Source organism: Cyanobium sp. A1C-AMD (assembly GCF_024346495.1).
GTDB lineage: Bacteria > Cyanobacteriota > Cyanobacteriia > PCC-6307 > Cyanobiaceae > Cyanobium_A > Cyanobium_A usitatum.
Genome location: NZ_JAGQDB010000025.1, coordinates 1 through 11977 on the forward strand (window position 1 = coordinate 1; position 11977 = coordinate 11977).

Below are 11977 nucleotides of genomic sequence, written 5' to 3' on the forward strand. Positions count from 1 at the left end.
ACTTCCCGCTTGACCTGGCTGCTGCTACTGCCACCCCCGTGGCACTGACCGCACCTGCAATCGGTTGATAGTCAACATCCCAGCTACGGCTGGGAAATAACGGAATCCCAAAAGCTCCCTCTCACGAGGGAGCTTTTTTGTTGGCTGGGTACCCTCGGCTCCATCAGTTCTGACCTGATGGTCGCAGCAGTCCCTGATCGCAATAGAAGCGGATCGTTTTTACAGAAACGCCCGAGTGGGCAGCTGCAGTGCGGCCACTTGACTCTCCACCAAGGGGAGACCCCATCGTAGGAACACAGCCAACTTCCTACCCATGCGTTCCCTTGCTGCATCGCTATTGCTTGCTGGGATCTGGACCGCCCCGGCCCTGGCCCAGGGCGATCCCCACAAGCACCATCACCACCATCAGGCGGCCCCTGCTGCCGCTTCCCCCAGCCAGGCAGACGCCAGCCGTAGCCATGACGTCGGCCCAGCCGGTGCCACCTACGACCTGCGCTGGCTCGACGCAATGGTGCAGCACCACACCGGTGCGCTGCGGATGAGTGAGTTTGTGTTCAACATCGGCCACCCCGGGGTGGGCGCCCTGGCCAACGGCATCTGGCGCGAGCAGGCCCGCGAGATCAAGGCGATGGCCCAGTGGCGCAAGGCCTGGTATCCAGACGCGCCGGTCTATCCCGTGGCCCTCAGGCCGGGCGGTGATCCCAACTCCATGAGCAGCCTGGAGCGCATGGGCGCTGCCCAGATCCAGGCGATGCAGATGATGGGCTCCACCCCCACCAAAGCCAACCGGTTGGGGTGGTTTCTCGAGGGGATGATCGCCCACCACGGCGGTGCCCTGCAGATGGCCCACGACGCCCTCAACAAGAGCAGCGATACCACCGTGCGCCGGCTAGCACGAGAGATCATCCTGGCCCAGCGCGCTGAAGTCATCGAGCTGCGCCGCATGCTGCGCCTGGAGGGACTGATCAAGCCGGAGTACAGCCAATACGACGCACTCTTTCGCTTCTAACTCTTTTAATCTGACTCTTTTGATCTGATCGATTCACCTCTGATGGATCTCTTCTCCATGACTAGCCGCATGGCCCTGATCGCCCTGGCCCTGGCGGCATTACCACGTGCCAGCCAAGCCCACCCCAAAGGGCTGTACGACAACCAACAGCAAGCTGAGCAAAGGGCCAAGGAGCTCGGCTGCACAGGCACTCACCAGAACAGCGGTAAGTGGATGCCCTGCAGCAATGAGGCAACCCTGCACCAGCACCTGCGTCACCACTAAAACGCCATGCCTGTATTGCCTAAAACTCGCTGGCGTCAGCTGCACCGCTTGGTAGTGCCGATCGCGGCGGCACCACTACTGCTCACCGCCGCCACCGGCTCGCTCTACAGCCTGCTGCTCGAGCAGGGAATCGACGCCTTCTGGCTGCTCAAGATTCACTCCGGTCGCTTTGGCCCGCTGAATCTGCAGCCCTTTTACTCAGGGCTACTGGGGCTGTTCACGCTTATGGTCATTGGTTCCGGCTTGGCCCTGCTGATTTCAAGCCGCAGGGCTAGGGCCTGAGTGCTGGAAATCCACACGGACAACTTCGAGATAATCAACCTGCAGCGCTATTATCCGGAGATTATTTTACTCGGCGATCAATATAATTCACTTGCTACATAACTGAGCTCAAAGGAGAAATATCAAGAGCAAGAATAGGAAAATCACGGGATATGGCTCTCCATCGAACTCGACATCACTAGCTTAAAGAGATAGCTCCGCGCCGACGGCAGGCCTCTTATGTCAAGCACACAATGAGCGCCCGTTCCCCCGGCCCAGCCGAGGGACCAGCCGTTTTGGTGGACGGCATGGAGCGGGAGCTGGCCCGGGAGCGCACCCTGCTGCGCCGCAAGGTCAGCGTTGCTGCCGTCCTCACCGTCCTGGTGATGGGCTCGAGCCTGCCCCACATGTTGGGGCTTCACAGCCTTCCGTTACTGCCTTTCTGGTTCACAAGCCCCTGGACCCAGCTGATCCTCACCACACCGGTGTTGTTCTGGTGCGGGCGTGACTTCTTCACCGGCGCCGTCTCGGCCTTCCGGCAGCACTTCGCCGACATGAACACCCTGGTGGCGGCCGGCACCGGCATCGCCTACCTCACCTCGCTGTTCACCACCCTGTTCCCCCAGGTGCTGATCGCGGAAGGCCTGCCCGCCGACGTCTACTACGAAACCGTGGCGGTGATCCTGACCCTGGTGCTGCTGGGCCGGCTGCTGGAGGCCAGGGCCCGTGGCCAAACCTCAGAAGCGATCCGGCGGCTGCTGCAGCTGCAGCCCCCCAGCGCCCGGGTGCTGCGGGATGGACAACCGGTTCAAGTTCCGGTGTCGATGGTGGTGGTCGGTGACCTGGTGCAGGTGCGGCCCGGCGAAAAGATCCCGGTGGATGGGGAGGTGAGCGAAGGCAGTTCCTGGGTGGAGGAGTCGATGCTCACCGGTGAACCCACGCCCGTGGCCAAGGCTGCCGGCGATGCCGTGATCGGCGCCTCGATGAACCGCAGCGGCAGTTTCACCTTCCGAGTCAGCCGGGTGGGGGCCGACACGGTGCTGGCCCAGATCGTGGAGCTGGTGCGCCAGGCCCAGAGCTCCCGCACCCAGGTGCAGCGCCTGGCCGATCAGGTGGTGGGCTGGTTCGTGCCGGTGGTGATCGCCCTGGCTATTGCCGCCTTTGTGGTCTGGTTCCTGATCAGCGGCAATCCCGTGCTGGCGATGCTGTTTCTGGTGAGTGTGCTGGTGATCGCCTGCCCTTGTGCCCTGGGCCTGGCCACCCCCACTTCGATCATGGTGGCCTCCGGCAAGGGGGCAGAGAACGGCCTGATCTTCCGCAGCGCCGAAGCCCTGGAAACGGCCGGCAAGCTGCGCACCATCGTGCTCGACAAGACCGGCACCCTCACCCGCGGCCAGCCGGAGGTGACCGATTTCGAGCGGCTGGCCGGTGGCGTGCTGCCGGCCGACACCCTGCTGGCCCTCACGGCAGCGCTTGAATCCCGCTCGGAGCATCCCCTGGCCGAAGCGATCACGACCTACGCCCGCAGCCAGTTGAAGGACAGTGAACTCCCGGCGGTGGAGGACTTTGAGGCAGTGGCTGGACGGGGTGTGCAGGGAGCGATCGGCGGCCAGCAGGTGCGGGTCGGCACCCCCCGCTGGTTTGATGAGCTCGGCATCAACACCGCATCCCTCAAGCCCCTGGTGGAGCGCCTGGAGGTTGCCGCCCGCAGCGTGGCGGTGGTGGTGGTGGATGGGCGGCTGGAGGGCTGCTTCGGCGTGGCCGATCCCCTCAAAGCGAGTTCAGCGGCAGCGGTGGCTGGCCTGCGGCGTCTGGGCCTGCAGGTGGTGATGCTCAGCGGCGATGCCCGCCGCACCGCTGAGGTGGTGGCCGCCCAGGTGGGGATCGAGCGGGTGATCGCCGAAGTGCGTCCCGCCGATAAGTCCTCGGTGATTCGCAAGCTGCAGGAGCGTGGTGAGGGCCCGGTGGCGATGGTGGGCGACGGCATCAACGACGCCCCAGCCCTGGCCCAGGCCGATGTGGGCATCGCCATGGGCACCGGCACCGATGTGGCGATCGCCGCCAGCGACATCACCCTGATCTCCGGCAACCTGGCCGGAGTGCCGGCAGCGATCGAGCTCAGCCGCGCCGCCATGGCAAACATCCGCCAGAACCTGTTCTTCGCCTTCGCCTACAACGTGGCCGGCATCCCGATCGCCGCTGGCCTGCTGTTTCCGCTCACCGGCTGGTTTCTGAGCCCGATGATCGCTGGCGCCGCCATGGCCTTCAGCTCCGTGTCGGTGGTGAGCAATGCCCTGCGGCTGCGGAACTTCCGCCCCGCGCGCCTACCTCTTCCAACCACCTGATGCAGATCCTCGCTGCCGCAGCGCCCCTCTGGCGCACCATCGACCAACCCGTGGCCCTCAAAGGGCTGGTGGCCATAGTTGGCTTGCTTCTCATCGCCTGGCAGCTCTGGTGGTTCCTGGGTCGCCATGGCGGTGGCGTGGCAGCCCGCCAGAGCGGGGCAGGATTGCAGGAGATCACCATCCTTGTGGATGGCGGCTACGCACCCTCCAGAATCAAGGTGAAGACCGGCCAGCCGATGCGGCTTGCCTTTCATCGAGTCGATCCGAGCAGCTGCTTGGCCCAGGTGATCTTCCCCGACTTCCACAAAAGCCTCGATCTGCCCCTTGATGCCACCACCAGCCTGGAGTTGCCCCCCACAAAAGCCGGCGTCTATCCCTTCCACTGCGGCATGAACATGGTGCGAGGAGTGCTGGAAGTGGAGTGAGGGACGAGGTTCTCCCAGGTAGCTTGCTAAAGATAGAAACGAGCCAATTTGCGCTCACAGGCTGCCAACGCTGAGAAGCAACAGCCGTCGACAGGAGGCCTGGGCAGGCAAAGCGAGCTTGGATGTTCCGCGGCACCAGGGTCCCGGTGGCTGCCCTGTTTGAAAACCTGGAAGACGGGGTCTCCATGACCAAATTCGTTGAGTGCTTCCCCGGTGCGCAGCTGGAGTAGGTCGGCTTTGTGCTGGAGCATGCATCCCGCATTACGCCAGCGGCCCTATCTAGATGAGGCGGTGCTGCTCAAGACCCGCAGCCGCCAGGTCTGCATGACCTGCCACTGGTTTAGGCACCACGTGGGAGTGAACTGCGTTCCTGCCAACTGCACCAGGGGCTGATCGCCCATGGCGAGCACCTGGGGAGCCGCTGCCCAGACTCCTTTGCGTTGACCTGTGCCTTGATATTGATCGTGCCCGCATTGCCCAAGCCCGTGACCACTGGATCCGTCAGCCCTGTGAGCCTCGCCGAGGCCTCCCGTTTCTGGTTCCAGCTGGGCTGGGTGAGCTTCGGCGGGCCGGCCGGGCAGATCGCCCTGTTGCAACGCGAGCTGGTGGACCAGCGCCGCTGGCTCTCGGAACGGCGCTACCTGCACGCCCTCAACTACTGCATGCTGCTGCCGGGGCCGGAGGCCATGCAGCTGGCCACCTACCTGGGCTGGCTGATGCACGGCGTGCCCGGCGGCCTGATCGCCGGGGGGCTGTTCATTATCCCCTCGGTGTTTGTGCTCACGGCCCTGGCCAGCGTCTATGCGCTCTGGGGTCAGCTGCCCCTGCTGGCCTCGGTGTTCGCCGTGCTCAAACCGGCGGTGCTGGCCATCGTGCTGATGGCCGCCTGGCGCATCGGCCGCCGCACCTTGCACACGCCCCTGCTTGTGGCCCTGGCGATTGCCGGTTTCTTGGCTCTGGCGGCGTTCAAGCTTCCCTATCCCGTGGTGGTGATCGCCGCTGGCCTGATCGGCCTTGGCGCCGCCCGTTGGCGGCCCAACCTGCTGGTGGCGAGCAAGCCCCACGGGGCCGGATCGAGCGACTCCCAGCAGGATCGACCTGGCGCTCTTCATGACGATGACTCCGCTTCGCCGGACCATGCGCGCTTTTCAAAGCGGCGGCTGGCGGTGACGCTGCTGCTATGGGCCCTGGCAACGCTTGCGCCCCTGGCCGCTGTGGCGAGCTTTGGCGGTTGGAACGGCATCCTGGCGCTGATGGCCCGCTTTTTCACGCGGGTGGCCCTGCTCAGCTTTGGCGGCGCCTACGCCGTGCTGCCCTACGTGGCCCAAGGGGCGGTGGAGCAGTTCAACTGGCTCTCGGCCAGCCAGATGCTCGATGGCCTGGCCCTAGGCGAAACCACCCCGGGGCCACTGATCATGGTGGTGGCCTTCGTTGGCTTCATGGGCGGCTGGAATCAATCGATCGCAGCTGGCTGGAGCCCCTGGCCCCTGGCCATGGCGGCAGTGCTGGTGACGGTGTGGTTCACCTTCCTGCCCTCCTTCGGTTTCATCCTGGCCGGGGCACCTCTGGTGGAAGCCACGCGCGGCGACCTGCGCTTGGGGGCGCCGCTGAGCGCCATCACCGCCGTGGTGGTGGGCCTGATCGCCAGCCTGGCGCTGTTTTTTGCCGGGCCGGTGCTCTGGCCCGGCGGCAATTTCAATCCTTGGGCGGCAGTGGTGGTGGCGTTGGCTTTATTTGCGCAGCTGCGGCTGCGCTGGAGCGTGCTGCAGGTGATCGGTGCAGCGGCGGCCAGCGGTGCAGTGCTGGCAGGGGTGGCAGCGCTATCAAGTTGATCGACAGGAGAGACAACAAAGCCCGGAGCGTTGGTCCCGGGCATTTGCCTGCTCAGCCGAAAGCTGAACCAGCCCAGCGGACAGCCTTCAGCCGGCGGCGGGCGGAGTAGGGGTGGGGGTGCCAAAGGACTTGGCAGGCCAGGGGGGCACCGTGCTCCCGTTGCCGTTGCGCATGGCGTGGTAGCCGGGAGAGAGGATCTCAACGCCAGCGCAGGCGAATTGATCCTGAATGGCCCCCAGCAAATCTGAGAGGGTGCTGCGGTAGGTGTCCACATCCACCACATAGGCGCTGAGCTCGTAGCTGATGTGGAAGTCGTTCAGTGAGGTCTGGAGCACGAACGGAGGGAGCTCCTGGCTGATGCCTGCGGTGGCGCCAGCCGCATCCAGCATCAGCCGGTGAACCTGGCGCCAGGGCACGTCGTAGCCGATGGTGACGGTGGTGGCGATCACCACGGGCTGGGCGATCTCGCGACGGGCCAGGCTGTAATTGATGATCGAGGCCCCCAGCACGGTGGCGTTGGGGATGCTCACCACCTCGTTGCGGGGGGTGCGCAGGCGGGTCACAAGCAGGGCGGAGTCGTGAACGATGCCGACGGTGCCGTTGATGCTGACCCGGTCGCCCTCCTGGTAGGCCCGGGTGTAGGTGAGCATCACCCCCCCGATCAGGTTGGCGGCCACCGCACTGGAGCCCAGGGCCGCCAGCACGCCCACGAACAGGCCGGCACCCTGGAAGGCCTTGCTGTTGGCCCCTGGGATGTATGGGTAGGCGGCCACCACACCGAGCAGCAGGATGCCGATCCCCACCAGCCGGGCTGTGGGCCGGGACCATTCCGGATAAAACCAGCTCAGGCGGAGATTCCCTTTCTCCACCGCCCGGAACCAGGCGTTGCTCGCCCGCATCAGCAGCACGGCCAGACCCAGGATCACCGCCACGGAGATCAGGTCGGGGATGGCCCTCGAAACGGCCAGGGCACCGCTCACCACGAGGCCAGTGATCTGGCGCCGCAGGGTTTCGGAGAGGGCCTGGGTGGGGGGGAACAACCCCAGAAACAGGGGGATCGATAGGTAACTGACCAGCAGCAGCACGGCCCCGTGCACGATCCGGCGCAGGGGATCGAGGAGGCTGCGCTCCTGATCGGCGGTGAGCCACTGGTTACCCCCCACCTGCAGCCCCCGGATCCGGCGGTTGGCGGGGTCGTTGATCCAGCGCTCCAGGCGCCGGTTGAGGGCGATCTGGCCTCGCAGCCACAAGATGTAGAAACCCAGGGCGAGCAGGGCCAGCGCGCCCCCCCGCAACCAGTCCGAACGGCGGTGGGTTTGGCGGTGGCGCACGATCGCCGCGCGGATCTGCTCCAGGTAGCGCTGGGCCAGCTGCTGGCGGCTGAGCTGAAAGCGGGCCGCGTTGCGGTCATCCACTGAGAGGCGGGGTTCAAATATTTCGCCCCGCATCACGCCGATGGTGGTGTAGGGCGGGTCCTCTTGCAGGACGATCTGCTCGGGCTGGATCGAATAGTTGGCGGCCAGCTCGGCCAGCCGCTGGCTAGCCACCCTCGCCAACTGCGCTGGCGTCTGGGCGCCGGCGGCGACACGGATTTCAAGCACCCGGCGGCCATCCAGTTTGATGAAGGCTGGGCTAGGTGCGTCAGCAGCTCGGGTCAGGGGGGCCGCTACAAGCAACTGCGTCGCCAGCAGAGCGACCAGCAGGGGCAAGAGGAAGCGTGCCCATCTGGGGCGTGGGCGAAGGCCAAAGGGCTCTAAATGACCCACGATGCTTCTACTTGAATGTCAACGGACCCTATCTTCTCCTTCCTGATTGAGTTCCGATCACTTTGGGCCTCGAGCTGGCAAGGCTGCGCCATCTTCCTGGCTGCTCGCCTGCCACCGGTCCAGTAAGAACGAATTGAAGCGATGGCCTGCCTGTGACGTGGACCCGGCAAACTGAACCAGGCAGCGATGATCGCCGTGGATGGGGCCTGGGCTCTCGAGGGCAGAATTTAACTCAGCCCAAATTCCCACTGCCTTGGTGATGCTCCAGGGCCAGGCGGAAGCCTGCAACTTTGTCATTTGTGAAGCTGTCGCTGCGGGTTGATGCGGATGCAGCTAAGCAATCGTCAGGCCACGAATTGGAATGATTGTGACAAGAGAAAAATCGGTACTCTGTTTCGGTGACTCGAATACTTGGGGATACATACCGCTCACTGCAGGTCGCCTGCTTCGCAAGGAACGCTGGCCCGGAGTTCTGCAAGAATCCCTAGGAGAGTCGTATTACGTTATTGAAGAGGGTCTTAATGGGAGATCTACAGTATTTGAAGAACCATTTCGAGACGGCCGAAATGCTCGCACCACAATTCTGGCGGTTCTCGAAAGCCACGCGCCGATTGATCTGTTAATAATAATGCTTGGCACCAATGATTTAAAGCACCATCTAAATGCATCGGCTCATGAATCAGCGAGGGGCATCAGCGCACTCTTGCAGATAGCCATTAATAGCGCCACCAGTATCGATAAGGGCTCACCAAAAATTTTAGTGATTGCGCCACCAAGGTTTGGAAATATGTCCGAGCTCATGGCCCATCATTTCAAAGATGCAATGGCTCGCTCCGCTGAGCTGCCTGCTCAATACGAGCAATCATGCGCCCAATTCGGCTGCAGCTTTATTGACTGCAATCAGGTGGTGACTGTGGCAGAGGATGGCATTCACTTGGATGCCCATGGCCATCGCAAGTTGGCCTTGGCTCTTGTGCCGATAGTCAAGGACTTGATAGGCGATGCCGCATAATATGGCGATGCTTATATCGCGATTTTAGTGATCTTCAATGCTCCACGCAGGACAAGATTGCAAGCCCCAATGCTACCTCGCAACCCATTTTAGGGTGTCAGAGAAGTTGCCCTGTAAACCGTCTACCGTTACAAAGCCAGTGTGGACATGGGCATTGCCTTCGTTGCTAAAAGCTGTTTTCCACTTATATTCTAATACGCGGCCATCGGCGAAATTTCCGAAACTCGACCACTCAAGCATTCGCGCTTCTATCGAACCAATCCCTTGATCAAAGTTGCCGGCGGAATCAACAACGGTCATCCGCAGCTTTTTCATGGCAAGGTCCCAATAAAGGAGTTGCATGCCATTCCCATTCTTGGCATCTCCTGAGACACTTTGGCACAGGATCGCCGAGCCACCTACTGCCCAGCGACAAGTAGATCTGCCGGTGAACTTATCACCCTTTTTACCAACTCCGGGATAATCTGTTGAGTACGTAGCAGCCCCGACGCGGGGTTACCAGCCAGACGCAAGGGGATATTTCGCAAGGACACTCGCGCAAAAGCACCATCCCTCCCTGGCTTTAATGCCATCAGTCAAGGCTCATTAGGATTGGATTCACACAATCGACTAGAATGCTTGTGGGACTGTCCGAGTGGAATCGGATGCTTGCATGACTACTCCGTCCACACAGTATTCCAACAAGTCACCAGAGGCGATGACTTTGATTTCACTAAATACATAGTAAATACCTAAAGCATAGCCCTAGACACCAATCAGAAGCATGACGGTTGATTGCTTTTGCCATAGGAGGCCTCAAGAGAATGCTGTTTCTCGAGCTAGCCGTGGGCCGCCAAGATATAAACGACTATCCACAAAACAGCTTACTGATGAATACCAACCCAGCGGACAGCCAGCACCACTTTGAGGGCAACCTCCCACCATGGGCAGCGGTTGCACCGAAGGATTAGCCATCTGCATACAGGTCATTGTCAGTACCACCTTCCTCCCGATTGGTGATGGAGCCACGATCCGGGAGCGTCAGGCGGGTAAGACCCTTTCCCGTTCGGCTGGCCTGCATCAAAGTACCTGGATGGGGGATACCGGGCAAGTCGATAGCGCGCTAAAGCGTGGCAGGTGCAACGTATATGCGCGCTCAAGAGCTGCTACGCCAGGAACACCGCTATCTCGATGCAAATGGGGAGGGAGACCCCTATGAAACCATGCTCTGACAGTCGCCATTTGCAATATCGCGTAGCTGCGTTGATGGTTGACACTGGAACCAGTGGAGGCAATGCCTTGCCTACCGATGTAGTGGATTGACACAGCATGTGGGCTTGGTATATTCAGAAGACCACTCAAATATCAGATGATTACCGGATCCGAACTGCTCGCAAAAGTCAAGGAACTGGGCGATGTCTCCAAGTCAGAGCTCGTGCGTGAGTGCGGCTATGTGAGCACCAAAAAAGACGGCGGCGAGCGCCTCAACTTCACCGCTTTCTATGAGGCCCTGCTGGGCGCTAAGGGTGTAAGCCTCGGCACCGATACCGCCGGAAGGGGCAAGGGTGGGCGGAGCCTTAGCTATGTGGCAACTGTTCAGGGCAACGGCAATCTGCTGGTGGGCAAGGCCTATACAGCCGTGCTCGACCTACTGCCCGGCGATGAGTTCGAGATCAAGCTTGGCCGTAAGCAGATCAAGCTGATTCCCCTGGGCAGCGCAGATGAGGAGTGAACAGCCACCAGCCGTGATCTCTTGCACAGTGAAAGCCGGCTCATTTAAATAGGTATCGGCATAACCGCCTGCAATCCCTTGCCAGGCCGCTCTCTTAGATGCTTACGGCAAATGCTCCTCTCCCTCAGACCCGAGTTCTGATCGCCTGGCTAGACATTCTTATTGAAGAGTGCTCGTCAGGTTCAGGCCCCACCCAACTAAATAGGCGGTATGAGGCTGTTTGAAAAAGGCTGGATCTGATTGAAGTTGGCAAACTCATGCTGTGGTGGCATGTCGTCTTCGTCGATCATCATAAGGACTCGGCTATGACGATCAGATTGCTGTAGAGGCTTGTCGGAAACTATGCCCCCTAGCCAATCGAGTCCAAGGTATGGACGCTAAAGAAGAAAGCTTCCGCAAAGCTGATAGTGGGTCCATCCAGCATGGCGATTGCCTGGGGATCGAGAACATACAAACCCGCGAAAAGCAGGCTGAGGAACAGGTAGCAAAAGGTAATTGGGGTACAACTAACCCCGGAATCAGTTCGCCGGATTCACGGCCGAAACGATGCCGCCGTGCTTCTGAAGCCGCTCCTGCCCGGGCCTTGAAAGCCCTCTCTGGTCAGGTCCCCGCGGTCGCTGGACCATCGCAGGCACCTTTAACCAGTTGTTCTCAATGCTCGAGTTCGCAGCTGTAGTGCTCAGCGTTTCCGCGCAATTGTGCGAATTCCGGGTGATCTGGATCAAGGGCCTGCCACCACCAGCGCCCATCGGAGTAACTAACAATCCCTGCATTGTTGGTACGTGGTAATTGCAGACTCAGTTCGCGCTAGCGCAGCACCATGAAGGCTCCAGGCACTGTGTCGTCGTTGCTATTGGGGATGTCTACAGCATCCACAGACCCGTTGAAGGCGATTGCATCCAGCGAGTCGCCCTCACAGAGGAAATGCTGCACGGCGCCACTGCTGGCGTATGCGCTTGGCGCCGTCAACAGCATCAAAAGGCTCAGGGCAATGGCAACAATCTCTCTGCGCAATTTCCTACCCCTTATGGCAGTCAGGTGCAATTCACTTTGGCAGTTAATGGGCGCATCGTCATCAAACGTCGGCTTGAAGCTGCTGGCAACGGTCACGCCTCTCTAGCCAAAAGCCAGCACAAACAGAATAAAATCAATTTTGGTGAATCAGTGAGTAGAAGTGAGATCCCCTTGTGGGCGCCTCGAAAATTAAGGGATTTGCCAGCCTCAGCAACCGTTGTATTTCAGCCAAGAAGGAGTCCAGGAAGGGCTCCCGATGTCACCATCAGGGGTTACAGGTGGGCCATGGCAGGACGGAAAACTCTATTCATCTATCCCTTGGGATGCTCGCTCACAA

At 61.1% G+C, this 11977-nt stretch carries 13 protein-coding genes and 1 pseudogene; 10 read left to right on the plus strand and 4 right to left on the minus strand.

Going from position 1 to position 11977, the window contains the following annotated elements:
- Window positions 1-163 precede the first annotated feature (163 nt).
- The gene (locus KBY74_RS13850) at window positions 164-286 is read right to left on the minus strand and encodes a MerR family DNA-binding transcriptional regulator (RefSeq protein ID WP_396123104.1); all 123 of its coding nucleotides are present in this window, start codon (window positions 284-286) and stop codon (window positions 164-166) included.
- Between the two features lie 27 nt (window positions 287-313).
- On the opposite strand from KBY74_RS13850, the gene KBY74_RS06015 reads away from it, so the two are divergent.
- The 8 genes and pseudogenes from KBY74_RS06015 (at window position 314) to chrA (ending at window position 6136) form a co-directional block, all read left to right on the plus strand.
- Window positions 314-1009 carry a DUF305 domain-containing protein gene (locus KBY74_RS06015; RefSeq protein ID WP_254941908.1) on the plus strand — a complete coding sequence of 232 codons (696 nt, stop codon included), beginning with the start codon at window positions 314-316 and terminating at the stop codon, window positions 1007-1009.
- Between the two features lie 57 nt (window positions 1010-1066).
- A complete protein-coding gene (locus tag KBY74_RS06020) occupies window positions 1067-1273 on the plus strand; it encodes a DUF3721 domain-containing protein (protein WP_254941909.1) in 207 nt (68 codons plus the stop codon).
- 6 nt (window positions 1274-1279) lie between these two features.
- Complete coding sequence (locus KBY74_RS06025) at window positions 1280-1555, plus strand: hypothetical protein (RefSeq protein ID WP_254941910.1); 276 nt, start codon at window positions 1280-1282, stop codon at window positions 1553-1555.
- A 233-nt stretch (window positions 1556-1788) separates the two neighbouring features.
- On the plus strand, window positions 1789-3879 hold the full coding sequence (locus KBY74_RS06030) for a copper-translocating P-type ATPase (RefSeq protein ID WP_396123105.1): 2091 nt from the start codon (window positions 1789-1791) through the stop codon (window positions 3877-3879).
- Complete coding sequence (locus tag KBY74_RS06035) at window positions 3879-4304, plus strand: cupredoxin domain-containing protein (protein ID WP_254941911.1); 426 nt, start codon at window positions 3879-3881, stop codon at window positions 4302-4304. Before KBY74_RS06030 ends, KBY74_RS06035 begins: the two co-directional genes overlap by 1 nt.
- Before the next feature lie 107 nt (window positions 4305-4411).
- Window positions 4412-4534: pseudogene (locus tag KBY74_RS06040) on the plus strand (DUF433 domain-containing protein); the annotation flags it as partial.
- Window positions 4535-4553: 19 nt separating this feature from the next.
- On the plus strand, window positions 4554-4697 hold the full coding sequence (locus KBY74_RS06045; RefSeq protein ID WP_254941912.1) for a hypothetical protein: 144 nt from the start codon (window positions 4554-4556) through the stop codon (window positions 4695-4697).
- A 92-nt stretch (window positions 4698-4789) separates the two neighbouring features.
- Window positions 4790-6136 carry a chromate efflux transporter gene (gene chrA, locus KBY74_RS06050; RefSeq protein WP_254941913.1) on the plus strand — a complete coding sequence of 449 codons (1347 nt, stop codon included), beginning with the start codon at window positions 4790-4792 and terminating at the stop codon, window positions 6134-6136.
- A gap of 87 nt (window positions 6137-6223) precedes the next feature.
- Here the strand turns inward: chrA and KBY74_RS06055 are convergent, their stop codons facing one another.
- Window positions 6224-7846 carry a mechanosensitive ion channel family protein gene (locus tag KBY74_RS06055; RefSeq protein ID WP_254941914.1) on the minus strand — a complete coding sequence of 541 codons (1623 nt, stop codon included), beginning with the start codon at window positions 7844-7846 and terminating at the stop codon, window positions 6224-6226.
- Window positions 7847-8264: 418 nt separating this feature from the next.
- On the opposite strand from KBY74_RS06055, the gene KBY74_RS06060 reads away from it, so the two are divergent.
- Window positions 8265-8915 carry an SGNH/GDSL hydrolase family protein gene (locus KBY74_RS06060; protein ID WP_254941915.1) on the plus strand — a complete coding sequence of 217 codons (651 nt, stop codon included), beginning with the start codon at window positions 8265-8267 and terminating at the stop codon, window positions 8913-8915.
- Window positions 8916-8987: 72 nt separating this feature from the next.
- Here KBY74_RS06060 and KBY74_RS06065 read toward each other — a convergent pair whose 3' ends face one another.
- A complete protein-coding gene (locus KBY74_RS06065) occupies window positions 8988-9230 on the minus strand; it encodes a hypothetical protein (RefSeq protein ID WP_254941916.1) in 243 nt (80 codons plus the stop codon).
- Window positions 9231-10263: 1033 nt separating this feature from the next.
- Here KBY74_RS06065 and KBY74_RS06070 point away from each other — a divergent pair.
- On the plus strand, window positions 10264-10626 hold the full coding sequence (locus tag KBY74_RS06070; RefSeq protein ID WP_254941917.1) for an AbrB family transcriptional regulator: 363 nt from the start codon (window positions 10264-10266) through the stop codon (window positions 10624-10626).
- A gap of 807 nt (window positions 10627-11433) precedes the next feature.
- On the opposite strand, the gene KBY74_RS06075 is transcribed toward KBY74_RS06070, so the two are convergent.
- Window positions 11434-11595: a hypothetical protein gene (locus KBY74_RS06075; protein ID WP_254941918.1), complete on the minus strand. Its 162-nt coding sequence runs from the start codon at window positions 11593-11595 to the stop codon at window positions 11434-11436.
- Between the last annotated feature and the right edge of the window lie 382 nt (window positions 11596-11977).